The sequence below is a fragment of the Gilliamella bombi genome (assembly GCF_900103255.1).
GTDB lineage: Bacteria > Pseudomonadota > Gammaproteobacteria > Enterobacterales > Orbaceae > Gilliamella > Gilliamella bombi.
The window spans coordinates 1-26,764 of sequence record NZ_FMWS01000004.1 but is presented as its reverse complement, the minus strand read 5'-3'; the positions used below and the strand labels follow the sequence as shown (position 1 = coordinate 26,764).

Annotated in this window: 23 protein-coding genes and 1 pseudogene; 11 read left to right on the top strand and 13 right to left on the bottom strand. The window is 33.9% G+C overall.

Annotated elements, in window-relative coordinates; translation table 11 throughout:
* Positions 1-111: 111 nt before the first annotated feature.
* From purT to tsaE, 10 genes and pseudogenes are all read right to left on the bottom strand, one after another.
* Entirely contained in the window at positions 112-1,293 is a 1,182-nt protein-coding gene (purT, locus tag B9N71_RS01085; RefSeq protein ID WP_085163816.1) for a formate-dependent phosphoribosylglycinamide formyltransferase, read from the bottom strand.
* Between the two features lie 78 nt (positions 1,294-1,371).
* Positions 1,372-2,670 (bottom strand): adenylosuccinate synthase, encoded by a 1,299-nt coding sequence (locus tag B9N71_RS01080; protein WP_085163815.1) that lies wholly within the window; start codon positions 2,668-2,670, stop codon positions 1,372-1,374.
* A 19-nt stretch (positions 2,671-2,689) separates the two neighbouring features.
* Positions 2,690-3,649 (bottom strand): protease modulator HflC, encoded by a 960-nt coding sequence (gene hflC, locus B9N71_RS01075; protein WP_065626567.1) that lies wholly within the window; start codon positions 3,647-3,649, stop codon positions 2,690-2,692.
* Positions 3,650-3,659: 10 nt separating this feature from the next.
* Positions 3,660-4,946: an FtsH protease activity modulator HflK gene (gene hflK / locus B9N71_RS01070; protein WP_085163814.1), complete on the bottom strand. Its 1,287-nt coding sequence runs from the start codon at positions 4,944-4,946 to the stop codon at positions 3,660-3,662.
* A 23-nt stretch (positions 4,947-4,969) separates the two neighbouring features.
* Positions 4,970-6,265, bottom strand: a complete 1,296-nt coding sequence (gene hflX, locus B9N71_RS01065) for a ribosome rescue GTPase HflX (RefSeq protein ID WP_085163813.1) — start codon at positions 6,263-6,265, stop codon at positions 4,970-4,972.
* A 19-nt stretch (positions 6,266-6,284) separates the two neighbouring features.
* The gene (gene hfq / locus B9N71_RS01060) at positions 6,285-6,530 is read right to left on the bottom strand and encodes an RNA chaperone Hfq (protein WP_065590789.1); all 246 of its coding nucleotides are present in this window, start codon (positions 6,528-6,530) and stop codon (positions 6,285-6,287) included.
* Positions 6,531-6,816: 286 nt separating this feature from the next.
* Positions 6,817-7,728: a tRNA (adenosine(37)-N6)-dimethylallyltransferase MiaA gene (gene miaA / locus B9N71_RS01055; RefSeq protein ID WP_034911914.1), complete on the bottom strand. Its 912-nt coding sequence runs from the start codon at positions 7,726-7,728 to the stop codon at positions 6,817-6,819.
* Positions 7,721-9,577, bottom strand: a complete 1,857-nt coding sequence (gene mutL, locus B9N71_RS01050; RefSeq protein WP_085163812.1) for a DNA mismatch repair endonuclease MutL — start codon at positions 9,575-9,577, stop codon at positions 7,721-7,723. The genes miaA and mutL overlap by 8 nt, the downstream gene beginning before the upstream one ends.
* A 20-nt stretch (positions 9,578-9,597) precedes the next feature.
* Positions 9,598-10,302, bottom strand: a pseudogene (locus tag B9N71_RS01045) (N-acetylmuramoyl-L-alanine amidase); the annotation flags it as partial.
* Between the two features lie 65 nt (positions 10,303-10,367).
* Complete coding sequence (gene tsaE / locus B9N71_RS01040; RefSeq protein WP_065590797.1) at positions 10,368-10,841, bottom strand: tRNA (adenosine(37)-N6)-threonylcarbamoyltransferase complex ATPase subunit type 1 TsaE; 474 nt, start codon at positions 10,839-10,841, stop codon at positions 10,368-10,370.
* Positions 10,842-10,968: 127 nt separating this feature from the next.
* On the opposite strand from tsaE, the gene tusB reads away from it, so the two are divergent.
* The 3 genes from tusB to B9N71_RS01025 all read left to right on the top strand — a co-directional run bounded on the left by tusB (position 10,969) and on the right by B9N71_RS01025 (position 13,043).
* Positions 10,969-11,250, top strand: a complete 282-nt coding sequence (gene tusB, locus B9N71_RS01035) for a sulfurtransferase complex subunit TusB (protein ID WP_065590785.1) — start codon at positions 10,969-10,971, stop codon at positions 11,248-11,250.
* A 118-nt stretch (positions 11,251-11,368) separates the two neighbouring features.
* Positions 11,369-11,932, top strand: coding sequence for an L-threonylcarbamoyladenylate synthase type 1 TsaC (tsaC, locus tag B9N71_RS01030; protein WP_065590796.1), 564 nt, complete (start codon positions 11,369-11,371; stop codon positions 11,930-11,932).
* Between the two features lie 4 nt (positions 11,933-11,936).
* A complete protein-coding gene (locus tag B9N71_RS01025) occupies positions 11,937-13,043 on the top strand; it encodes an anhydro-N-acetylmuramic acid kinase (protein WP_085163810.1) in 1,107 nt (368 codons plus the stop codon).
* 23 nt (positions 13,044-13,066) lie between these two features.
* Here B9N71_RS01025 and B9N71_RS01020 read toward each other — a convergent pair whose 3' ends face one another.
* A complete protein-coding gene (locus tag B9N71_RS01020; protein WP_085163809.1) occupies positions 13,067-13,846 on the bottom strand; it encodes a Cof-type HAD-IIB family hydrolase in 780 nt (259 codons plus the stop codon).
* 1 nt (position 13,847) lies between these two features.
* Entirely contained in the window at positions 13,848-14,531 is a 684-nt protein-coding gene (hda, locus tag B9N71_RS01015; RefSeq protein WP_081300165.1) for a DnaA inactivator Hda, read from the bottom strand.
* A 573-nt stretch (positions 14,532-15,104) separates the two neighbouring features.
* Between hda and mnmG the strand changes: the two genes are divergently transcribed.
* Together mnmG and rsmG are read left to right on the top strand one after the other, a co-directional pair.
* Positions 15,105-16,997 carry a tRNA uridine-5-carboxymethylaminomethyl(34) synthesis enzyme MnmG gene (mnmG, locus tag B9N71_RS01010; RefSeq protein WP_085163808.1) on the top strand — a complete coding sequence of 631 codons (1,893 nt, stop codon included), beginning with the start codon at positions 15,105-15,107 and terminating at the stop codon, positions 16,995-16,997.
* Positions 16,975-17,574: a 16S rRNA (guanine(527)-N(7))-methyltransferase RsmG gene (gene rsmG, locus B9N71_RS01005; protein WP_085163807.1), complete on the top strand. Its 600-nt coding sequence runs from the start codon at positions 16,975-16,977 to the stop codon at positions 17,572-17,574. The genes mnmG and rsmG overlap by 23 nt, the downstream gene beginning before the upstream one ends.
* Before the next feature lie 3 nt (positions 17,575-17,577).
* Here the strand turns inward: rsmG and B9N71_RS01000 are convergent, their stop codons facing one another.
* On the bottom strand, positions 17,578-18,813 hold the full coding sequence (locus B9N71_RS01000; protein WP_085163806.1) for an N-acetylmuramoyl-L-alanine amidase: 1,236 nt from the start codon (positions 18,811-18,813) through the stop codon (positions 17,578-17,580).
* 300 nt (positions 18,814-19,113) lie between these two features.
* Between B9N71_RS01000 and miaB the strand changes: the two genes are divergently transcribed.
* The 6 genes from miaB (at position 19,114) to B9N71_RS00970 (ending at position 26,421) form a co-directional block, all read left to right on the top strand.
* Positions 19,114-20,541 carry a tRNA (N6-isopentenyl adenosine(37)-C2)-methylthiotransferase MiaB gene (miaB, locus tag B9N71_RS00995; RefSeq protein WP_065590779.1) on the top strand — a complete coding sequence of 476 codons (1,428 nt, stop codon included), beginning with the start codon at positions 19,114-19,116 and terminating at the stop codon, positions 20,539-20,541.
* Positions 20,542-20,620: 79 nt separating this feature from the next.
* Positions 20,621-21,100 (top strand): zinc ribbon domain-containing protein, encoded by a 480-nt coding sequence (locus B9N71_RS00990; RefSeq protein ID WP_085163805.1) that lies wholly within the window; start codon positions 20,621-20,623, stop codon positions 21,098-21,100.
* Positions 21,101-21,125: 25 nt separating this feature from the next.
* Positions 21,126-22,160, top strand: coding sequence for a PhoH family protein (locus B9N71_RS00985; protein WP_085163804.1), 1,035 nt, complete (start codon positions 21,126-21,128; stop codon positions 22,158-22,160).
* A gap of 18 nt (positions 22,161-22,178) precedes the next feature.
* Positions 22,179-24,116: a penicillin-binding protein 2 gene (gene mrdA, locus B9N71_RS00980; protein WP_085163803.1), complete on the top strand. Its 1,938-nt coding sequence runs from the start codon at positions 22,179-22,181 to the stop codon at positions 24,114-24,116.
* Between the two features lie 2 nt (positions 24,117-24,118).
* Positions 24,119-25,225 (top strand): peptidoglycan glycosyltransferase MrdB, encoded by a 1,107-nt coding sequence (gene mrdB / locus B9N71_RS00975; protein WP_085163802.1) that lies wholly within the window; start codon positions 24,119-24,121, stop codon positions 25,223-25,225.
* Positions 25,226-25,239: 14 nt separating this feature from the next.
* Positions 25,240-26,421: a serine hydrolase gene (locus B9N71_RS00970; RefSeq protein ID WP_085163801.1), complete on the top strand. Its 1,182-nt coding sequence runs from the start codon at positions 25,240-25,242 to the stop codon at positions 26,419-26,421.
* Positions 26,422-26,764: the final 343 nt, after the last annotated feature.

Genomic DNA, 26,764 nt, shown 5'->3' with positions numbered 1-26,764 from the left:
GCTGTCTCAAGGGTTGCGTATGTTACTCACTTCACATGTGAACGTCAACCCCTATTTTAGAAATTTTTATTTTTTTGTGTTGAATGACTGCTTTTTACACAAATTTAGGCATTATAGGGTTATTTTTAGTTGTTTTGTCACATTAATAGCTTTATTAGTAGCCTCTTTAACTGTCGATGCTCTAGCTAACGCAACTCCCATTCTTCTTGTTCCTTTTACTTCTGGTTTACCAAATAAACGTAAATCAGTTTGCGGTTCGCTTAATGCTTTATCAATATTAGCAAAAGTTATTTGTTTGGAATTACCTTCTATTAATAAGACAGATGATGCACAGGCACCATATTGTTCTATAATTGGAATTGGCAATCCTAATATTGCCCTAGCATGTAATGCAAACTCAGATAGGTTTTGTGAAATTAATGTCACCATACCGGTATCATGGGGGCGAGGTGATACTTCACTAAACCATACTTGCTCCCCTTTAACAAATAATTCAACACCAAATACCCCTCGTCCACCTAATGCTTCTGTTATTTTAGTTGCAATATTTTTCGCTTGTTTCAATGCTTTTTCAGGCATCTGCTGAGGTTGCCAAGATTCTCGATAATCACCTTTTTCTTGACGATGGCCAATTGGTTCGCAGAATGAAACTCCGTTAATATGCCGAACAGTCAGCAAAGTAATCTCGTAATCAAAATCAACAAAACCTTCTATGATTACTTTACCCCCACCAGAGCGCCCTCCCTCTTGAGCATATATCCATGAAGATTTAATATCTGCTTCACTACGCAATAAAGATTGACCTTTACCCGAAGAGCTCATAACTGGCTTAACCAAACATGGAAAACCTATTTCTTTTACCATTTGTTCATATTCAAATTCGTTTTCGGCGAAACGATAAGGTGAAGTGGGTAGTTTTAATTCTTCTGCAGCAAGACGGCGAATCCCCTCACGATTCATTGTTAATTGCGTTGCTTTTGCTGTTGGAATAACAGTAAATCCTTCTTTTTCCAACTCAACCAATGTAGATGTGACAATAGCTTCAATTTCTGGAACAATATAATCGGGATTTTCCATTTCAATGACTTTTCTTAGAGCATCCCCATCAAGCATATTAACAGTATGATACCGATGAGCTACTTGCATTGCTGGCGCATTAGCATAGCGATCAACTGCAATAACTTCACAGCCAAAACGTTGTAATTCAATCGCCACTTCTTTAGCTAACTCTCCTGCACCACAAAGTAATACTTTTGTTGCAGTCGGTGATAAAGGAGTACCTAATTTAGCCATAATTCCCTCATACACAGTTAATCGTTATATCTCAAGAAATAAAAAATCGGGAAAATTATCCCGATTTTTTAATCAATATTAAGCTTGATAAGGATCACGTAAAATCATGGTTTCATTGCGATCCGGACCTGTTGAAATAATATCAATTGGTGTTTCGGTTAACTCTTCAATTCTTTTGATATAAGCTTTTGCTGCTTGTGGCAGTGCATCATAGCTTTTAATACCAAAAGTTGATTCGCTCCAACCTGGCATAGTTTCATAAACAGGTTTAACTAAGCTCCACTCTTCAGCGGCAGCTGGAGCATTTTTGATAACATCACCATTTGGTAATTGGTAACCGACACAAATTTTTACTTCTTTCAGCCCATCTAACACATCAAGCTTAGTTAAACAAAATCCTGAAACAGAATTAAGTTGTACCGCTTTACGCACAGCAACTGCATCAAGCCATCCAGTACGACGGCGACGACCTGTTGTTGCACCAAATTCATTACCTTGTTTACAAAGATACTCACCAACTTCATCAAATAGCTCTGTAGGGAATGGGCCTGCACCAACACGCGTAGAGTAAGCTTTAACAATACCTAACACATAGCCAACATAACGCGGACCAAAACCAGATCCCGTTGCCACACCACCAGCAGTAGTATTAGAAGAAGTTACAAAAGGATAAGTACCATGATCGATATCAAGTAATGTACCTTGTGCACCTTCGAACATAATTCTTTCACCTTTTCTTCGTGCATCTTCTAAAAGCGCAGGAATATCGGCAATCATAGCAACTAAAATATCAGCTATAGCTAATGTAGCATCTAAAACTTTTTGATAATCTACTGCTTCGGTTTTGTAATAATTGACTAATTGGAAATTATGATATTCCATCACATCTTTTAGTTTTTCAGCAAAAGCTTGACGATCACGTAAATCACCAACTCGAAGTCCACGGCGAGCAACTTTATCCTCATAAGCAGGACCAATACCACGCCCTGTTGTTCCAATAGCTTTATTGCCACGAGCTTTTTCTCGAGCTTGATCTAATGCAATATGGTAAGGCAAAATTAGAGGACATGATTCAGAGATAAGGAGTCTTTCCCTAACAGGAATACCACTATTTTCTAACTCTTTCATCTCTTTCATCAAAGCATCAGGACAAAGCACTACACCATTAGCAATAATGCTAATAACATCATTACGTAAAATTCCTGATGGAATTAAGTGTAATACTGTTTTTTCACCATTAATAACTAATGTATGACCTGCATTATGCCCTCCTTGATAGCGAACAACATACTTTGCTTTTTCCGTAAGTAAATCAACAACTTTACCTTTTCCTTCATCACCCCATTGTGTACCTAACACAACAACATTATTACTCATAGACTATTTACTCATTTTGTTAATTATCAGATTTTAATTTCATATATTTAAAAAATTCACTATCAGGGCTAATAACTACAATATCATTATCTGTAAAGCTTCGTTCATAAGTTTTTAGCCTCCGTATAAAGCTAAAAAACTCTATATCTTTACCAAAGGCATCAGCATAAAGTTTGATTGCATTCGCATCACCTTCACCACGAATAGAGCGAGATTGACGTTCAGCTTCAGATAATATTTTGGTTACTTCGAGTGTAGCCTCTGCTCGTATTTCATCAGCTCTTTTAACACCTTGAAAATGTTGATTTTGGAACACATTATTTCGTTCTGCTTTCATTTTCTCATAAATAGAATTAGACATTTCTTGAGGAAAATTAACTTTCTTTAAGCGAACATCAATAACTTCAATACCGAAAGGTCTCATACTCGCTTGATTAACCTCTAAAGCTTTTTCATCTTTATTAGCTTGATTTTCAATCGAATTACTTTTATCCAATTCTTTAACCGTGCTATTTAAAATATCTTTTACACGGGTTACTATAGAATTATGAGAGTTATTATTCGTATCATTAACAACATCAATGATATTTAATTTTTCAATTTCTGTTCTTAAACAACCATTTGATCGAGCAAGCAACAAGTTCTCGATACTATTACCAGCAGCAATAGTTTCATAATATCTATTAAAATCAATAATCTTCCATTGTACAAAATAATCAACAACTAAATCTTTATTTTCACGTGTTCTAAATTTTTGTTCTTGACCGGCATTATTAGGACTATTTATTGTTTTTATTTTAGCATCAACAATTTTTACATTATCCATTCCTGGAAATTTAAAATGTAATCCAGGTTCAGATAATCCTATAATTTTATTAAACCGTAAAACTATTCCACGAGTACCTTCTTCAATAACATAAGCGCTAGAAAAAAACACACCAATCAAAATTAATACTATAGGAACCAATAATTTGCGCATGCTTTTCTCCTTATCTTCCCATAAACCGTGGAGTCCGCGTAGTCTCGCCAACTTTAATGGTGTTATTAGTGTTATTAGTGTTATTAGTGTTATTAGTGTTATTAGTGTTATTAGTGTTATTAGTGTTATTAGTGTTATTTTCTTTTGATAATTCCAGCTTTGATTTAGGCTGTTCTTTTACTGTTTCAGACGAGCTGAGCATATTGGAATTATATTCACTATTTTGGTTTGATAACGTCATTGTTTGAGAATTTTTTTCACTCTTATTTTTTAATAGTGCTTCTAACGGTAACACCATCAAATTTCCATTTTTATCATTCACTATAATCTTATTGGTTTTGGTTAATACTCTTTCCATAGTTTCAATATATAAATGTTCTTTAGTAATTTCTGGTGCTACTTTATATTGTGGTAAGATTTTTTCAAAACTGGCCACATCACCTGCAGCTTCAAGTTCTACTCTAATCTTATAAGCATTAGCATCAGCTAAAATTCCTGCTGAACGCTCTTCAGCCTGCTGAATTTTTTGCACCTTATCAGCTTCAGCTTGTTTAATTTCTCGCTCACTATCGTCTTGAGAATGAAGCGTTCTATTGTCAGTACCTTTCACTTCATCTGGTAGACGAGCAACTTGAAAATTCAAATTAACAATATTAATACCCATATCATAGGGACTAATGATATTAACTAACTCATCTTTAGTGCTACGTTCTAGAGCTGAACGTTCATCAGAAATTATCGCATCAATATTTGAACTTGCCACCACCGTTCTAAGGGCGCTATCGGCAGCTTGGCGCAAACTATCTTCTACATTAGTGACATTAAATAAATATTTTAAAGGATCGCTGACACTATATTGCACATTTATATCAACAAAAACCAAATTTTCACCAGCTGTAACAATAAGCCCCTTTTCGTTGAAATTTCGAATACCCTGTGTATCAACAATATACACTTTATCGATTAAAGTTGGCTTCCAATTTAGTCCTGGTTGAATGATTTCAGATTGAACTTGACCGAAGCGAGTAATTACACCACGTTGATTTTGGTTAATGGTATAAAATCCACTTCCTGCCCAAACTACAACAAGTAAAGCAATTATAGATATGATAATTTTAGTTGTACTCATCGGCAATTTAATTCCAGAGGAACCATTATTATTACCGAAATTATTTTTTTTTAATAATTTTTTAACTTTATCAAATAAACCATCAGATGAATGATTAGTTGGCTTTTTTTTATTATTCCCCCATGGGTCGTTATCTTGTCCGTTATTGCCGGGCTGATTCCACGCCATATTGTATATGCTCCATTTGATAATTAGTTGTTATTTTGCTTATTGATCAAGTATAACAGATCTGGTTCTTGTTTACAGAGGCGATTCCATTCTATAGAGGGAATTCTCACATCTAGATGAAAACTACCATCCTCATTAATAAATTCATTTTCTACCGCATTTAACTGATATAAACGACTTCTTAATCTTGCTAAATAAGCAGGTAAGTTTAAGTGGCAAACTTGTATTTGCTTAGCTAGCCTTTCTTTTAAAGCGATAAATAATTGATCTAATCCTAAACTATTTTGCGCTGAAATCCAAACACGAATTGGTATACCGTTTTCATCTCTATCAATACTTGGTTGTTTGCCTTCTATCAAGTCGATTTTATTCATAACAAGTAATGTTGGAATTTCGTGCGCATCAATTTCGTGCAAAACTTCATCAACAGCATGCATATTATCTAATAAATTAGGATCTGCTGCATCAACAACATGTAATAACAATGCAGCTTGTTGAGTTTCTAATAACGTTGCTTTAAAAGCCGCAATTAAATCATGTGGCAAATGGCGAATAAAACCAACTGTGTCAGCTAAAACAACTTCACCGACATCATCAACAATAACTCGACGAAGCGTTGGATCGAGTGTAGCAAATAACTGATTAGCAGCATATACATCAGCATTTGTTAACGCATTAAATAATGTTGATTTACCTGCATTCGTGTAGCCAACAAAAGAGACTGTTGATAGATCTGCTTTATTTCGTGATTGACGATTTTGATTTCGCTGTTTTTCAACTTTAGCAAGTCTTGATAAAATTAATTGAATCCGTTGACGAATCAACCTTCTATCAGTTTCTAATTGAGTTTCACCTGGACCACGTAAACCTATCCCACCTTTTTGACGTTCTAAATGCGTCCAACCTCGAACTAAACGAGTCGAAAGATGTTGTAACTGTGCTAATTCAACCTGTAATTTACCTTCATGTGTTCTGGCTCTTTGAGCAAAAATATCAAGAATCAATCCTGTTCTATCAACAACACGACATTTGCATAATTGCTCTAGATTACGTTCTTGGGAGGGAGTTAAAGAATGATTTACTAAAATAACAGAAGCATTAAGCTGTTTAACTTTTTCTGCTATTTCTTGAGCTTTACCTTCACCTACAAAATATTTGGTTTGAGGTACTTTTCTTGAGGTTGTTACAATATCGAGAATATCTATTTGAGCCGAAGAAACCAAAATTTCAAACTCTTTAAGATCCTCGATATTGCTCTCTTGAGGGAAGAATACATGGACTAATAAGGCAGATTCACCGCCTTTATATCTCTCAAACAATCAGATTCTCCACTGAAATTCAGCTTTCGCTTTCCTCTTCGGATTGAGATACCAATCCAGAAATAGGTCTAGATGGTACGACTGTCGAGATAGCATGTTTATATACCATTTGGCTTACAGTATTTTTTAACAAAATCACAAATTGATCAAATGATTCAATTTGTCCTTGTAACTTAATACCATTAACTAAATAGATTGAGACAGGAATATGCTCTCTACGAAGCAAATTTAAATAAGGATCTTGTAATGACTGCCCTTTTGACATGAGTTTATCCTTTAAAAATAATTATATTAAGATAAAATAAATACATTTATAAATAATTAATGTATTTTACATACTATTTCAGATACATCTTTAGTATCTACCAAAATAACATAAAAAAAGCTTCTCTTAAACCAATCAACTATAATTAATGCACAAATAACTAAAATTTTAAAAAATTTAAACTAAAAAGGTAAAAAAAATACTAAATACTGACACTAATATACATAACTTTACCTACAAAAAAATTTACAATTGTATATTATTAAACCACTATAAAAATTATCACTTAAAATATGTTTCGGAATATTGAATCCATATTATCATTGTTTAACCACGTAATAGGTTGTTTCCAACCACGAAGCCATGTTATTTGTCGTTTAGCTAATTGACGAGTAGCGCAGATTCCTTTAAAAACCATTTCATCATAACTTGTATTACCATTTAAATACTCCCACATTTGACGATATCCAACACAACGCATAGAAGGTAAATTTAAATGTAAATCCGATCGCTGCATAAGTGCTCTGACTTCATTTTCAAATCCTTGATCCAACATCTGTAAAAAGCGTTGTTCAATACGTTCATGTAATTGCGAACGATCTTGCGGCATAATAGCAAATTGCATAATATCGTATGGTAATGTTTCGCCACTTTCTTGTGTAAGTTCAGTTAGACTTTTGCCTGAAATTAAATAAACCTCTAAAGCACGATTAAGCCGCTGAGGATCGTTAGGATGAATTCGTTCAGCTGAAATTGGATCGATCTTTTTTAGCTCTTCGTGAATCGCTTGCCAACCTAATTTATTAGCTTTTTCCTCTATTTGCTTACGAATTACGCTATCAGCAGCAGGAAGCGGTGAAAGCCCTTCAATTAAAGCCTTAAAATAGAGCATTGTCCCACCAACTAATAATGGAATTCGCCCTTTTTTTAGGGTTTTTTCAATTTCCACAATGGCATCATGTCTAAAATTAGCTGCCGAATAACTTTTTGCAGGATCACAAATATCAATCAATTTATGTGGATACTTTTGTTGCTCTTCTTTAGTCGGTTTTGCAGTACCAATGTCCATACCACGATAAATTAGAGCTGAATCGACGCTAATAATATCAATAGGATAACGATCATAAAGCGCCATAGCAAATGCCGTTTTACCAGATGCTGTTGGCCCCATTAACGAAATAATTTTTGGTTTATTCATGATAAATCGATTGAGTTAAAGATTGCATGTCAATTGGGTATAAAAATGAATCTTGTTGTAACAGATTAATATCCACTTGTTCTAATTGAGCTAGTAACTGAATGGCTTTTACTACACTCCAGTTCATCGTAACACTATCATAATACTGATTAGCTAACCAAGCCGCTATTTGCGTTGGATATAAAACTTCATTTTTTGAATCAGAAATAAAAGCAATTAAAGCGGGCAATAATTGTTGCCAATTGATAGTACGCAACATTTTAGGAACATTTTGCAAATACAGCTTCGCTTTATCAATATAAAAATCAAAACCTAAAAAATTTAGTTGCGGCTGATAAGAAGAAAGGACTTTCTGCTCCTTATTATTAATTAAAATTGTTAATGGGATAAGCAATTTTTCAGAATCTTGTGACAATAATTTAATCGCAACGAATTTTTGTTGAGCAATAGGCAACTTCATCAACATTAATTTTTGTTGATTATCTTCATTTTTTTCAAGCAATGCAATATCAGGTTGAATAATAGTTAACACCCGTCCAAATGTCACTAATAATGAATTATCAAGCTGCTGTTGTAATGATTGCAATGGTAAATTTCGTTTAGGAAATAATGATTCAATAACCGCTTTTTGTGGTTCAGTTATTTCATTTTCTTCTACCGATAAAAATGGCTTTTCTGGCTCAAGTTGTACAATATTTTGAGAAGAAGATTCAACGCTAACTAACTGACCATACAAAGCATTTTCTTTAGCATAATTACTAGGTTTTTTAGGTAATTGGTTACTAGCTTGATAAGGCTTAGAAATCGTCTGTTGATTAAAGATATTTTCTCCAGCTGCTTGCCGATTAGGTGTTATTGTTACTTTTTCATCTGTTACAGATAAATCCGATTCAAGAGCCATAACTATAGCTTGATAAACGAAATCATGAACCAATCTTGCCTCATGAAAACGGACTTCATGTTTAGCAGGGTGAACATTAACATCAACTTGTTTTGGATCTATTTGTAAAAACACCACATAACTTTGTTGTTCATTCGCACGTCTTATATAGGCTTGTCGCAATGCATGATTAAGTAATTTATCTTTGATAACTCGACCATTAACATAAAAATATTGCAAATTACTAACTTCACTACTTGTTACCCAACCTTGAATGAACAAATCATCATGTTGCCAATCTAATTTGACTGCTTTTTGCATAAATACTCGCCCACATACCAATTCTACCCTTTTTTCAAGGGTAGATGAACGGTACTGCTTAACAAGTTTACTATTATGCTGCAAATTAAAAGTAACATCAGGACGTGCTAGCGCAATACGCCGAACGAATTCCTCAATATGCATAAATTCAGTTTTTTCTGTTTTTAAAAAACGGCGTCTTGCAGGCGTATTGTAAAACAAATCAAGTACTTCAACAGTCGAGCCAACAGGATGTGCAGCAGGTTTAATCACCGGTTCCATATCTCGCCCTTCAGCATAAACTTGCCAAGCTTCAGTTTGTTCTGCTGTGCGTGAAGTTAATGTCAATCTTGCAACTGAACTTATACTCGCCAGCGCCTCACCACGAAATCCAAGGCTAATAATAGAATCTAAATCATCTAACTTGCTGATTTTACTTGTCGCATAACGAGCAAGCGCCAGTGCTAATTCATCTTTAGCAATACCGCAACCATTATCTCTAATACGAATTAATTTACAGCCGCCTTGCTCAAGATCAATATCAATTTGAGTACTTCCCGCATCAAGGCTATTTTCAACCAACTCTTTAATGACTGATGCTGGACGTTCTACCACCTCACCAGCAGCAATTTGATTTGCTAATTGAGGAGAAAGAATATTAATTGCCATTAATGCTGTTCTCCAAATTTTGGATTTTGTTTAACGTAATTTTTTATACCTTGATAGATAGCTTTAGCAATCTTATCTTGATGAGCATTACTACTTAGTAAGCGTTCTTCACCTTCGTTAGAGATAAAACCAACTTCAACTAAAATCGATGGGATATCTGGTGAACGTAATACCCCTAAGCTTGCATGTTCTGGAGCAGATTTATGTAACTTTGTTATCCCTTTCATTTCTTTTAATACTTGTTTTGCTAACTCATATCCCACTCGTTGAGAATAAGAAAATTGCAGATCTAATACGGCTTGACTTAAATGAGGATCATGATCATCGCTAAGCGCATCACCTGCCCCACCAAGTAATTGTGACTGTTTTTCATCTTGTTCAAGCCAACGACCAAGTTCTGTGTCAGCTCGCTTAGTTGACAATACCCAGATCGAAGCACCAGTTGCATTCCGATTTGGTGCAGCATCGGCGTGAACTGAAACTAACAAATTAGCTTTATTTTTTCTAGCGATTTCAGAGCGTTGTGAAACAGAAATAAAATTATCACTGCTACGGGTTAACACCCCTTTAAAATTAGGATCTTTATTTAATAAATTGGTAAGTTTTTTAGCAATAGAAAGCGTAACTGTTTTTTCATATAACTTATTTTTCCCTATTGCGCCGGAATCTTTACCACCATGCCCTGCATCAACGGCAATCACAACTTTAGCTGCATAGGCAGAACTACAAAGCAGTAATAAGATAAAAAAAGTGAATAGTTTTTTCATTGTCTTTATATTGTTTATTTCAATTATGATAGATTAATAATCTCGCTGCCTTTTTCGCTTATTGCCTGAACGCAAGCAGTACGTTCAAGCGCCAAATAAGTCAAATGAATTTCAAGATCCGCGCTTGGCAAGATCCCATTTGCTTGCTGTGGCCACTCAATCAAACAAATTGATCGCGAAGAAAAATATTCACGAATCCCCATATACTCTAATTCTTCTGGATCGCAAAGCCGATATAAATCAAAATGGTAAACTGAAAAATCATCAAATTGATAGGGTTCAACTAATGTATAAGTTGGACTTTTTACGTTACCTACATGACCTAATTGTTGCAAAAAACCACGACTAAAAGTTGTTTTACCTGCACCTAGATCACCTATTAAATAGATAATAATTGTATCATCATGCTTGGACAAATAGTTTAAACATAGTTTGGCAAGTTTACTACCAAACAAAATCGTTTGTTGCTCATTGCTTAAAATAACTGGTTTCATGATGAATTCTTTGCTCAATAAATAGTTCTTATTATATACTAATAACATCAAAGATGTACTAACCAAAATGAGCTTGATTTTGTAAAAAAGTTTCAGGTAACTATACGTTTCAGTATAAAAAGTGAAAATAATGCTACATACTATATCAACAGCAAACCAATCAGCCATAAATCCACAATTAATATCAGCTCAAGATGTTGTATTGTTCTGGCAAAATGGCGTTATTCTGGCTATACAAAATAATCCATTATTAAATAATATTATAAAAAAAACTAAACACTGTTACGTCATCAACAGCGATATAGAAGCCCGAGGAATAAGCAAAATTATTGATTCAAGGCTTAAAATTATCAATATGCAACAAGTTGTTGAACTTACAACTAACCATTTTCCACAAATGAACTGGGAATGACCATAGGGCATAATGCTAAAACTACCCAGTTTTAAAAAGCATGAATCATGCAAATTTGCAAAACCTAAAACCTAAGTTTAATATAAATCTCAATTGTACTCAGCTCGTATTCAAATTTATGGCTAATTTATTAACGCTATCGGAAATCAATAATTATTTAAAAAATGGTGAAGTGATTGCTTACCCTACCGAGGCTGTTTTCGGTCTAGGGTGTGATCCTGATTGTGAATCAGCCGTATTAAAACTGTTACAACTAAAACAGCGTTCAGTAGATAAAGGCTTAATTTTAATTGCCAGCCATTACCAACAACTGATCCCTTATATAGATGAATTAGCTATTACTAATGAACAAAAACAGTTAGCACTTACTAGCTGGCCAGGCCCTGTTACTTGGGTTTTTCCTAAAAATACAAAAACACCTTATTTTTTGACTGGTAAATTCGACACCATAGCAGTACGAGTCACCAATCACCCCTTAGTTTGTAAACTATGCGATCTTTATGGCAAACCAATAGTTTCAACCAGTGCTAATTTATCGAATTATCCACCTTGTAAAACAGCAAGTGATGTCGCTAGCCAATTTGGTGAAAATTTTCCAATATTACAAGGACAAACAGGTAATAGATTACAGCCATCTCAAATCAGAAATATTCAAACAGGTAACATTATTCGACAAGGATAGATATATGCAAAATTTATATATTGGTGTAATGTCGGGAACCAGCATGGATGGAATTGATATTGCTATAATTAATATTACCGCAAAAAATGTCACATCAATAGCTAGTAGTTGCTACCCAATGCCCACCAACTTAAAGCAGCAATTATTAACATTATGTGAAACAAAGCAAACCACATTACAAAATTTGGGTGAATTAGATCATCAACTTGGTGAATTATTTGCTGATAGTATCAATCAATTTTTAAAAGACAATAAAATTGATAAACAACAAATAAAAGCAATTGGTTGCCACGGGCAAACTATTTACCATGCACCAAACGGTAAAAACCCATTTACCCAACAAATTGGCGATGCCAATATTATCGCAGCAAAAACAGGCATAACCACCATAGCTGATTTTCGTCGAAAAGATATGGCTTATGGAGGGCAAGGAGCACCACTAGTCCCCGCTTTTCATAAAGCGGTGCTACAAGATCCACAAATTAATCGTGTAGTATTGAATATAGGAGGAATTAGTAACATTTCAGTATTAATTCCTAACCATACTGTTATTGGTTACGATACAGGTCCAGGAAACGTACTGCTTGATTGCTGGATAAATCAAAACCTAGGTAAAAGCTATGATAAAAATGGACTGTGGGCAAAAACAGGAAAAGTTAATCAAGACTTATTGAATAAATTATTTGATGAAGATTATTTCAAAATACCAGCACCTAAAAGTACAGGTAGAGAGTTATTTAATTTACCATGGTTACATAAAAAATTAATAGGGACGGATTTTAAAGCAGAAGATATTCAAGCAACGCTCGTTGAATTAACCTCTTTATCAATTGCAAATGAAATCAAAAAATTATCTATATTAAAAACATTACCTTGCGAACTTTTAGTCTGTGGCGGAGGTGCTAAAAATCCACTTATTATGCAAAGATTATCAGCATTATTACCATCATGGTCAGTATTAACAACCGATACAAAAGGTATAAATGGAGACGATATGGAGGCAATAGCCTTTGCTTGGCTTGCTTATTGTCGAATCAATAATATCCCATCAAATATTCCCGAGGTAACTGGCGCAAGTCAAGCTGTGTGTTTGGGAGTTATTTATCAATAAACTAAAAAATATATAAATATCGATCAAATCAACCCAAATTTTTGTAACGCTTTAGCAATACCATCATTATTATTAGTATCTGTAACAAACTCGGCTTTTGCTTTTAATTCATCAACTGCATTACCCATAGCAATAGGATGATCAACGGTTAGGAACATTTCAAAATCATTCATACCATCACCAAATGCATAAGTAGACACATCAGTGAACCCTTTATTTTTTAATAACTGAGTAATACCATAACCTTTAGAGCCACCATGATTAAAAACATCAACACAGTAAGGGGTATTACGAATAAAGGTTAGTTCAGGAAAAACATCTCGATAAAGATCTTCTCCAGATTCACAAAGTAATAAAAGCATCTGAATAGGTAATTTTAAATAAACCTGATCATCAACAGGAGGAACTGGTTGCTTAAGATAATGATAAAACTTCTCGGCTGGTTGACTATACTCAGATATACACATCATTTCATCATTATAAAAAGATAAAGGAATATTCGTTTTTTGCTTAGAATACTGATGTATTCTCATTATCACATCTTTATCAATATTATTAGTAAAAACCTTTTCGCCTTTGTATAAAACTACTTGCCCATTCATACCAATAATTGAGTCAATTTGAGTCTTTTGCATTAAATCAGCAACTTCACAAGGTGTTCGACCAGTTGCTATCACTGGAATAATATTATTATGTTTTAATTTTTTTATAGCATTAAGGGAACTGGACAATACATCAATTTGACTATTAAACAATGTCCCATCTAAATCAAAAAAAACAATAGCTTCAGGTTTATGACTCATATTACAAATCCAAAATATTTTTAATAAAAGGAATAGTTAGCTTTCGTTGTTGTGCTAACGTTGCTACTTCAAACTTTTCTAATAAAGAAAATAATGTACGCATATCGCGATTAACACGTTTTAATAAAAATAACCCAACATCTGTTGATAGTTCAAATCCACTTAATTGCGCTCTCAATTGCAAAGCTTTAAGCTTGTCATCATCGCTAAGTTCTTTTAATTGATAAACCTGCCCCCAAGATAATCTAGAAACTAAATCAGGCAATATAAAAGAAATTTGTTTAGGTGGAGCATTTGCAGTTATCAATAATTTACTCACATTTTTTTCTGTCAAACGATTAAATAAATCGAAAATAGCCTCTTCCCAATCCCTATGACCTGCTATTGCATCAATATCATCTAAACAGACTAAATCATAATTTTCTAATCCCTGTAAAATTTCAGGTACCAAATGGTAATGCTGTTTTAATGGAATATAACTAGCTAATTTATTTTGGCTTGACGCATGTAAAAGGTGAGTTCGGCCTGCAACGCTAGCCGCCCATATATAAAAGACATTAAACCCCTCTTTATCTAACAAGGTTTGCAATGAATCAAACAACAACCGATTATTACCTACATAAAAACTATCAAAAGTTTCATTATTAGATAACGGAAAAGGCAAAGGTAACTGTGAAAGAGTAATAAAGTAACCTCACAATACAAATAAAATCATATTAAGTATAAATTTGCTTTTATAAAAATCAATCACTTTTATACAAAAAGACAAACAGATAACAGTTAATAAAAAAATAAAACAAAAAACAATAAAACGATCAAAAATCGTTGTTTAAAATAAAAACAACAAAAAGTTAAAATTTAAGCAATCAAACTTAATTTTTGTGGATAACTCTGTTAAAAATTAGGATAACAAGCTGTTATGATCGCACTAACAACTTAGAAATAGAAAACAGTTGTGGATAAAAAGAATAGTTATACACAAGTTAAAACAAAAAAAGATCCGATCAATTAACAGAATAGACAGATCGATAAGATCCTATAAAATAATCACAAAAAAGAGTTATCAACAAAAAGGATCCGATCTAATAATAATAAAAATAAAAAGATCATCTAAAAGATCTTATTTTATTTAGACCGCGATCCTAATAGATCATTTGACGTAACAAAAAAGATGAGTAAAATCTCCTACCCTGAATAAATCAAATCTCCCGATCTAAATTAGCGATCATCTATACACAAAACAAATACGAGGCTTTTTATGTTTTATCCAGATCTTTTTGATGTCATCATTGTTGGTGGCGGTCATGCAGGAACAGAAGCAGCAATGGCATCAGCAAGAATGGGGCGAAAAACACTACTTTTAACCCATAATATCAATACATTAGGACAAATGTCTTGTAATCCTGCCATTGGTGGTATAGGCAAAGGTCATTTAGTAAAAGAAATTGATGCAATGGGTGGCTTAATGGCACACGCTATCGATCATGCTGGGATCCAATTTAGGATCTTAAATAGCAGTAAAGGACCTGCAGTTAGGGCTACAAGAGCACAAGCAGATCGATCGCTATATTGCAAAGTGATCCGAACTACACTTGAAAATCAAGAAAATTTAATGCTCTTTCAACAATCTGTTGAAGATGTGATCATCGAAAACGATCAGATCCTAGGTGTAAAAACCCAAATGGGAGTATGCTTTAAAGCTAAAACAGTCGTATTAACAACAGGTACCTTTTTAGACGGAAAGATCCATATAGGACTTAATAATTATAGTGGTGGACGTACAGGCGATCCTGCTTCGATCGGCTTATCAAAATCACTTCATCAATATCCATTTAGAATGGGACGATTAAAAACTGGCACACCACCACGAATTGATGCTAGAACAATTGATTTTTCAAAATTAGGTACACAATATGGTGATGATCCTGCTCCTGTATTCTCATTTTTAGGTAATGCAAACGAACATCCTAAACAAATTCCTTGCTATATAACAAGCACTAACGAAACAACGCACGAGATAATCCGAAATAGTTTAGATCGTAGTCCCATGTATACAGGTGTTATAGAAGGAGTTGGTCCAAGATACTGCCCATCTATTGAAGACAAAATTATGCGTTTTGCGGATCGTAATTCTCATCAGATCTATTTAGAACCTGAAGGATTAGATAGCAACGAAATATATCCAAACGGGATCTCAACAAGTTTACCATTTGATACACAATTAGCATTTGTACGCAGTATGAAAGGATTAGAAAATGCTAATATTGTCAGACCAGGTTATGCGATCGAATATGATTATTTTGATCCAAGGGATCTTAAACCAACACTTGAAAGTAAAGTTATTAAAGGTCTCTTTTTAGCAGGACAGATCAACGGAACAACTGGCTATGAAGAAGCCGCAGCTCAAGGAATGCTTGCTGGTTTAAATGCAGCACGTTTTGCATATGATCAAGATCAATGGTATCCAAGCCGTGATCAAGCCTATTTAGGGGTATTAGTTGATGATCTTTGTACTCTTGGTACTAACGAACCTTATCGCATGTTTACCTCGCGTGCTGAATATCGTTTAATGTTACGTGAAGACAATGCTGATATTCGCTTAACCGAGCTTGGTCGCAAGCTAGGTATGGTTGATGATTATCGCTGGCAACGTTTTAACGAAAAATTTGAAGCTATTGAACAAGAAAGAGCAAGATTACGTGATATATGGGTACATCCTCATATTGAAAGCATTGACGAAGTAAATGCCGTATTAAGTGCTAATTTGACTAAAGAAGCCAATGGAGAAGAGCTACTTAAGCGACCTGAAATGAGTTATAACATATTGAAATCGCTTTCATTATTTGCTCCTGGATTGTCTGATGCACAGGCTGCGGAACAGGTTGAAATTCAAGTTAAATATGATGGATATATAAAACTGCAAATAGAAGAAATTGAACGTCAAAAACGCAATGAAGAAACGCTTATTCCTGAGCATATTGATTATGCTGAAATATCGGGTTTATCGAACGAAGTTGTGGCTAAATTAAAACAACATAAACCTATTTCAATAGGACAAGCTTCGCGTATATCAGGAATTACTCCTGCTGCGATTTCAATGTTACTAGTTTATTTAAAAAAGAAAAATTATGTTAAAAAAGAAACTCATTAATCTAATAGATCAAACCGATCTTTTTATCTCAGAATCACAAATAGATCAATTGATCCATTATGTTGAAATGCTCAACAAATGGAATAAGACTTACAACTTAACAGCTATACGAGATCCTAATGAAATGTTAATCAAACATATCATGGATAGTTTAGTTGTATCGCCCTATTTAACTGGCAAAACTTTTATTGATGTTGGAACTGGTCCTGGTTTACCAGGTGTTCCACTAGCAATAATTAACCCAGATAAACAATTTGATTTAGTGGATAGTTTAGGTAAGCGTATTCGATTTTTAAAACAAGTTCAGTTTGAATTAAAGCTAACTAATATAAACCCAATACAAAGCCGAATAGAAGTGTATAACGATAAAAAGTTTGATGGAGTTATTAGCCGAGCATTTGCTTCATTGCAAGACATGCTTAGTTGGTGTAAACATTTGCCAGATCAGAAAGGATTTTTCTATGCTTTAAAAGGAAGTGAGATCGATCCTATTCCATTAGGTTTTACGCTTAAAGAAAATGTTAAGTTAACTATTCCAGGATTAGATGCAGAAAGATGTCTAATTATTATTCAATAAATTTTAAGCTTTACGTTTTTTCAAATAATCTTTAATACCATCAACAATTGATTTAGACACTTGATTTTGGAATGAAACAGTCTTTAATTTTTTTTCTTCAGTAATATTACTAATAAAGGCTGTTTCGACTAAAACAGATGGAATATCGGGTGCTTTTAACACCGCAAAACCTGCTTTTTCAAGTGATGGTTTATGTAACTTATTGACTCTTTTCATTCGATTCAAAATAGCATTACCAAGTAATACCCCATTATTTAATGTTGTTTTTTGAACCAAATCTAAAATGGTATTATCTAAATATTTATCACCACTACGGCTAACACCGCCTATTTGATCTGCTTCATTTTGAGTTTGGGCCAAATAACTGGCTGCAGAACTACTTGCTCCACCTGTTGATAATGCAAAAACCGATGAACCACCGACAGAACGATTAGCAAAAGCATCTGCATGAATAGAAATAAATAGATCTGCATGGAGTGAACGAGCTTTAGCAACTCGTACTTTTAATGGGATAAAAACATCTTCATTACGGGTCATGTAGACTTTTATATTCGGTTCTTTCTTAAGTAAATTATAAGTACGACGTGCAATTTGCAAAACAATATCTTTTTCACGTGTTTTATTGTAACCAATAGCGCCAGGATCTTCTCCACCGTGTCCAGGATCAATCACAACAATAACGGGAGCATTTTTACTCTTATTGGTTGGTGTTTTTATACCAGATTGCTTTTTATTGAGATCACCTTTTTTATATTCTTCTAAAAGTGCAAGTAAAGGGTCATCATCAGTGCTTGAAGCTGGTTTAGATGGATAAAGATCCATAACTAAACGATGTTTGAATTTTGCTATCGGCGATAAGGTAAAAGTATTCGGTTGAACACCTTGTTTTAATTCGATCAAAATTCTTACTGTCTTTGGATCTCGTTGAACAACGCGTATAGATTTAATATAAGGGTCGTGTTTTAATACTTTTGATGAGATATTTTTTAAAATTGGATTTAGATTAACATTGTTAATATCAATAGCGATCCTATTAGGATTACTTAATAAAAAGTGCTTATATTTTAAGCTAATATTTGATTCTAAAGTAATTCTTGTATAAGTTGATGAAGGCCAAACACGCACAGCAATAACTTGCGCCATTGCTGCGGCAAAGCCTACACGAGTGACGGATAACAAACATGTAGCAATAATACCTTTTATTAATAGGCGCTTTGTTGGGCTAAATGTTTTTTTCATACCTTAAAAACTTTATTTATTATCAAAATTAGCTGCAGATAATAGCATAAACTAAAGGGATATTAAAAAGAATGATTATCATAATCGACTGTTATTTTTGTAAATATCTGTTCTAAATTATCAATCAATTTTTATAATAAAAAAGATTATCAAATTAAATAATAAAAACAACCTTGCTTTAAGTTGTCATTTTTATTTTGTTATAGACCCTATAATAACAAAAGATTACAATATAGCACGCTAAAATCGCGGATTTAAACCCGTTTTCATTTTAACAATTAAATTATAGCTGAGTTATTGATGAGCAAAAAACTACATATCAAAACTTGGGGCTGTCAAATGAATGAGTATGACTCAACAAAAATGGCAGATCTCCTTGAATCTACCCACGGTTTAACTTTAACTGAAAATGCCGAAGAAGCAGATATTTTATTACTCAATACCTGCTCTATTCGAGAAAAAGCCCAAGAAAAAGTCTTTCATCAATTAGGACGTTGGAAGAACCTTAAAAAAAATAACCCAAATATCATTATTGGTGTAGGGGGATGTGTTGCTTCACAAGAAGGCGCCCACATTCGCAAACGAGCACCATTTGTGGATATTATTTTTGGACCTCAGACCTTTCACCGATTACCAGAAATGATTGAGCAAGTTAGAAGTGGTAAAGGTAATCATGTGGTTGATGTAAGTTTTCCTGAAATAGAAAAATTTGATCGCCTACCAGAGCCTCGTAGTGAAGGCCCAACCGCATTTGTTTCAATTATGGAAGGATGTAATAAATATTGTACTTATTGCGTAGTTCCTTACACTCGAGGTGAAGAAGTTAGTCGACCTTGTGATGATGTTATTTATGAAATAGCTCAGCTTGCTGAGCAAGGTGTACGTGAAGTCAATCTATTAGGTCAAAATGTAAATGCATATCGTGGACCGACATTCGATGGTGATATTTGTTCCTTTGCTGAATTACTACGCTTAGTTGCAGCCATTGATGGTATAGATCGTATTCGTTTTACAACTAGCCATCCAATCGAATTTACAGATGATATTATTGATGTTTATCGTGACACACCAGAACTAGTAAATTTTTTACATTTACCAGTACAAAGTGGATCAGATCGTGTATTAAACTTAATGAAACGTACGCATACTGCACTTGAATATAAATCAATTATTCGAAAACTACGCAAAGTACGACCAGATATTCAAATTAGCTCCGATTTTATTGTTGGTTTCCCAGGTGAAACACAAGAAGACTTTGAACAAACCATGAAGTTAATTGCCGATGTTAATTTTGATTTAAGTTACAGTTTTGTCTATTCAGCACGTCCAGGTACGCCAGCTGCTGAAATGGAAGATAATGTTTCGGAAGAAGAAAAAAAACAAAGACTATACATTCTTCAAGAGCGAATTAACCAACAAGCTATGCAATTTAGCCGTCGTATGTTAAATACCGTGCAACGTATTTTGGTTGAAGGTCCATCCAAAAAAGATCTTATGGAATTAACAGGCCGAACTGAAAATAATAGAATTGTTAACTTTGAAGGTCGCCCTGAAATGATTGGTAAATTTGTTGACGTTGAAATTACTGATGTTTATCCAAATTCATTGCGTGGCAAAGTAGTTAGAACTGAAGATGAAATGGATCTACGCGTAAGTGAATCACCAATGTCAGTTATATCTCGAACCCGAAAGGAAAATGATTTAGGTGTTGGTATTTATCAACCATAAAAACAAAACGTAAAATATTTAGTTATTTATTTTAAATAGAAATTAAAAAGTTATTAAATAAGAAAATAGGAAAGAAAAAATGTTTATTATTTTTGGTACTCGTGGAAGAGAAGTCAACGAACGTGGTGGACAATTTAATTGTCCTAATTGTTGCTCACAACAAAATATTACTACTGACGAAAAACAACAGAAATACACACAAATAAAAGTAGCAAAATATTTTACATTATTTTTTATTCCTATTTTTAGTTACTCTACCTTAGGTCGTTATATAAAATGTAATCAATGCAATAACGATTATAACGAAAATGTGCTCGACTATGTACCGCCAACATTTGAAGAACAAATAGCTTCATATGTTGAACAAGAGTTAAAAAGTGGAACACCTATTTCAATGTTGGTTAATAAATTGAAATCACAAGGATTTGATGAAAAGCAATCAACAAGTGCAGTAAATAATGTTGTTAACGGAAATATAGTTTCTTGTCATCAATGTAAAATGGATTTTATAAAAGGCGTTGAAAAATGTTCTTTATGTGAACAGCGTCTCAGCAATTAAAATTAATTGAATAGAGGTTTTATTTTTGAATATTACAACACAAGAAACCATACTTGAGCCCGCTGATAATCAGCGGCTTAATAGTCTTTGTGGTCCTTATAATGACAATATAAAACAGTTAGAGCGTCGGTTTGGTATTGAAATTAATCATCGAGGTAATTTATTTTCAATAACTGGCGATGATATTTGTGTTCGGGCGACTATTGATATTTTACAATCTCTTTATAAACAAACCAAAATCAAAGACAAAATAATTGATATTGAACCAGAACAAATTCATTTAGCTATCAAAGAGACAGGTGCGCTTAAAAAAGTGAGTGAACACTTACCTAGTTATGTTGATCATCAAGGCGGAAAGCTAGTGATGATAAAAACTAAGCGAGGTATAATCAAACCACGAACAGCGAACCAAGCACAATACATAGCTCATGTTTTGGATTACGACATTTCTTTTGGTATAGGACCTGCTGGAACAGGTAAAACTTATTTAGCGGTAGCAGCTGCCGTTGATGCGCTCGAAAAACAACAAATTCGTCGTATTGTACTAACTCGACCAGCAGTCGAAGCTGGTGAAAAACTTGGCTTTTTACCAGGTGATTTAAGCCAAAAAGTGGATCCTTACTTACGTCCACTTTATGATGCTTTATTTGAAATGTTAGGTTTTGAAAAAGTCGAAAAACTAATTGAAAAAAGTGTGATTGAAGTGGCGCCACTCGCTTATATGCGTGGACGCACATTAAATGATGCATTTATTATTCTTGATGAAAGCCAAAATACAACGATTGAACAAATGAAAATGTTTTTAACTCGAATTGGCTTTAATTCGAAAGCGGTAATAACAGGTGATATTACTCAAATCGATTTACCACGTAATCAAAAATCTGGGTTACGTCATGCAATAGAAGTATTAAGCCAAGTTGATGAAATTAGTTTTAATTTTTTTAATAGTGAAGATGTCGTGCGCCACCCAGTAGTTGCTAGAATTGTTAATGCTTACGAAAAATGGGAAGAACAGCAACATATGCAACATAAGTTGCAGCATACAGAAAGAAGTATTTAGAGGAGTACTATTATCTCTATCTCAAGTAAAAAAAAGAAAACTAAGATTCGAGATCATTCCGCGGAAGCAAATTTGTTTTTACGCCGAGCACTGTTTTCTTTTATTGTCATTATTATTTTAATTATCATATTGATTGCAAACTTAGCTGGTTTACAGATTTTGAATTATAGCTATTACACTACTAAATCTAATGATAATCGTATTGAAATTATTCCTATTCCACCTAATCGTGGCATGATTTATGATCGTAATGGTACGCCATTAGCGATTAATAATATTACATATCAATTAAATATTATTCCTGATAAAACTAAAAACCTCAATGAACAATTTGAGCAATTAAAAAAGATTGTTGATTTGACAGATGAAGATATTGAAACATTTCAAAAAGAACGGCGCAATTATAGAGCTCATCGTCCAGTACCGCTAAAAGATAATTTAACCGAAAAACAAATAGCTCGTTTTGTTGTAGATCAACATCGTTTTCCGTTTGTTTCTATTGTAGGTATACAGCATCGTTATTATCCTTATGGATCATCACTGACCCATATTCTTGGCTATATCTCTAAAATTAATAGCCAAGATAAACAGCGATTAGAAGATGAAAATAAAGCAAGTGATTATGTGGCAACTTTTAATATTGGTAAAATGGGAATAGAAAAGTACTACGAAGACGTATTACACGGAACCCCTGGTTATGAAAAGGTTGAAGTTAACAGCCGAGGTAGAATTGTACGCCAGCTAAATCAACATCCACCACAAGCAGGTGAGGATATCTATTTATCTATTAACCTAAAATTACAGCTTTATATAGAGCAATTACTGGCTGGACGTAAAGCGGCAGTGGTAGCTATTGACCCTAATAATGGTGAAATTTTATCCTTGGTTTCTAGTCCAAGTTATGATTCCAACGCTTTTGTTGGTGGTATATCAAGTACTAAATATAGCGAATTACTCAAAGATCCTAGTAAGCCACTTTTTAATCGAGCTTTATTAGGTGCTTATCCACCAGCTTCAACAGTTAAGCCTTTTATTTCCATTGCGGCCTTAAGTGAAGGAGTGATCACACCAAAAAGTGTGGTTAATGATCCTGGTTGGTGGCAATTACCTGGTACTGAACGGCGTTATCGTGATTGGTTAAAATGGGGACACGGCCGAGTTGATGTATTAAGGGCGATTGAAGAATCAGTTGATACCTACTTTTATCAAGTTGCTTATGATATGGGCATTGATCGCCTAAATTTGTGGATGACTAAATTTGGTTATGGTGAACGAACAGGTATAGATATTTCACCAAACGAAGAAACACGAGCAGTTATGCCTAGTCGTGAATGGAAAATCAAACGCCATAAAAAATCTTGGTTGCAAGGCGATACTATACCAGTTGGTATCGGTCAAGGTTATTGGACAGCAACACCTATCCAAATAGCAAAAGCATTAACCACGTTAATTAATAATGGTAAAACTTATACTCCGCATTTTTTATTATATAAAAAGAGCGATATTTTAAATTCAGATGAACATCAACCAACAATTAATCCTGAAAAATACATAGAAGATAATAGTTTAGTTAATGTTAAATCAATTTATTGGGATTTAGCTAAAGAAGGTATGCATCGTGTCATGTTTGGTTCACGAGGAACGGCACGTAAAATTTATGCAGATGCAAAATATCAAGCGGCTGGCAAATCAGGTACCGCACAAGTTTATGGCTTAAAACAAGATGAAGTTTATAACGCTCATAAGATCCCTGAACATTTACGCGATCACGCGTTATTTATTGCTTATGCTCCTTACGATAATCCAAAAATTGCCTTAGCCATTGTTTTAGAAAATGGCGGTGGCGGAAGCTCAAACGGCGGTGCAGTAGCTCGTAAAATATTAGATTTTTATCTTCTTGGAAATAACTCAACAGAGCTAGATGACCCATCACCAAATACAGGAGCTGAAGATTAATAATGAATAATAGTAAAAAATCTTTTTGGCAAAAAATACATATTGATCCCTTATTTTTTTTATTTATTACTTTATTACTAGGTTATAGTCTTTATATACTTTGGAGTGCTAGTGGGCAAAATATTGATATGATGCAAAAGCGAGTAATACAAATATTACTTGGCTATACTGTAATGATTGCGCTGGCACAATTTTCGCCCAGAACCTATGAAAAATGGTCACCATATCTGTATGTTGTTTGCATTATCATCCTATTATTAGTGGATATTTTTGGATATACCAGTAAAGGCGCACAGCGCTGGTTAGATTTAGGTATTTTGCGATTTCAACCTTCTGAAATAGCCAAAATAGCCGTACCATTAATGGTTGCAAAGTTCATTCATCGTGATGGATGCCCACCGCCATTAAAAACCACATTACAAACACTTGGTATAATTGGAGTGCCTACATTACTTGTTGCTATGCAACCAGATCTAGGCACAGCAATATTGATTATTATGTCAGGAATTTTTATTATTTTTTTAGCAGGCATTAATTGGCGCTATATTCTTATTGCATTAATTTTAATTGCTATATTTTTACCAATTATGTGGTTTTTTTTAATGCATGATTATCAACAAAAACGCGTATTGATGCTAATAAATCCTGAGCTTGATCCAAATGGGGCTGGTTATCATATTATTCAATCTAAAACAGCAATTGGATCGGGTGGTATATGGGGCAAAGGCTGGCTTGAAGGTACGCAATCGCAACTTGAATTTTTACCAGAGCGACACACCGATTTTATCTTTTCAGTTATAGCTGAAGAGTTTGGTTTTATTGGTTCGATTATTTTGTTAATTCTATTTTTATGCTTAATTGTGCGTGGACTTATTATTGCAGCTCAAGCACAAACAACATTTGGACGAATTTTATCGGGTGGACTAATTTTAGTATTTTTTATTTATGCATTTATTAATATTGGTATGGTCAGTGGAATCTTACCAGTAGTTGGTGTACCATTACCTCTAATAAGTTATGGTGGCTCATCTTTAGTCGTATTAATGGCAAGTTTTGGCATTATGATGTCTATTCACACACATCGATATATGTTGTCTAAAAATATTTAACGGAATTGAAATAAATGAAAAAGAAATTTAAATTATCTTTTGCTTTGTTTGCGCTTGCAATTTGTTCATCAGCATCGGCTGAAATGGCTTTTCCTATCCCAGCTATTCCACAACTAGATGCTGAATCTTATATTTTAATCGATGCAAAATCAGGCGAAATTTTGGCACAATATAATGCTGAACAACAGCGTGACCCAGCTAGCCTAACCAAAATGATGACCAGTTATGTGGTTGGTCAAGCACTACGCTCAGGACGCATAAAAAATGATGATATGGTTGTAGTAAGTAAAGATGCATGGGCAACGGGCAACCCTGTTTTAAAAGGGTCATCATTGATGTTTTTAGAAGTGGGTAAAACAGTATCAGTATCTGATCTTAATAAAGGTATTATCATCCAATCTGGTAACGATGCTTGTATTGCAATGGCTGAACATGTTGCAGGAAGCCAAGGTGCATTTGTTAACCTAATGAATGATTATGCAAAAAAAATTGGACTAAACCATACCCATTTTGAAACCGTTCATGGGCTCGATGCGCCAGGGCAATACACAACAGCTAAAGACATGGCTTTTTTAGGGCAAGCATTGATTCGTGATTTACCAGAAGAATATTCTATTTATAAACAAAAAGAATTTACCTATACCCTATCAAAACCACAACTTAATCGAAATGGACTACTTTGGGATACCACATTAAACGTTGATGGAATTAAAACAGGACATACCAATGCTGCTGGCTATAACTTAGTTGCTTCAGCGGTTGATGGCAATACCCGTTTAATTTCAGCGGTACTAGGTGGACGAACCTTTAAAGGGCGTGAAGAAGAAAGTAAAAAACTATTAGTATGGGGATTCCGCTTTTTTGAAACTGCAAATCCTGTAAAAGCTGATACGCCATTAGCAACAGAAACGATTTGGTATGGTGATAAAAATAAAATTCAATTAGGTGCAACTAATGGCGCTTATATCACAGTACCAAAAGGTCGTGCGGCAGATGTGCAAGTTGAATATAAAATTGATGATTATATTTATGCTCCAATAACCAAAGGTACAGCCGTAGGTAAAATGCAGTTCCTATTAGATGGTAAAGTAATTAGTGAACAGCCACTTGTTGCTTTGCAAAATGTTGAAGAAACAGGATTTTTTGGTGGAATATGGGATTGGATCTGCCTACAATGCCATAAATTATTTAGCTAGTTTCAATTATTACAGTTCTGTAAGTATCAGCTTACAGAACAACCTACCCCTCCTCAAAAATAATCTGTAGGAAAACATCTAGTTATTTACACTTACATAATTATAAAGTTTTTTTATTTTATTAACTTATTTTTAAATTTCTTATATTTGTTAACTAGTTATAAATAAAAGAGCTATCTTCTTTATTAAGAATTACTAAATACTTGTTAAAAATATTCAGGATTCTATACCGTTTCAGCATAAAATTATTTTAAATTTAATAAGTTAAAAATTTTCATCGATAAAGCATAACGTTGCTTAAATCATTTATTCAATAAAAAGGTTAAGCCACTATCACATACTG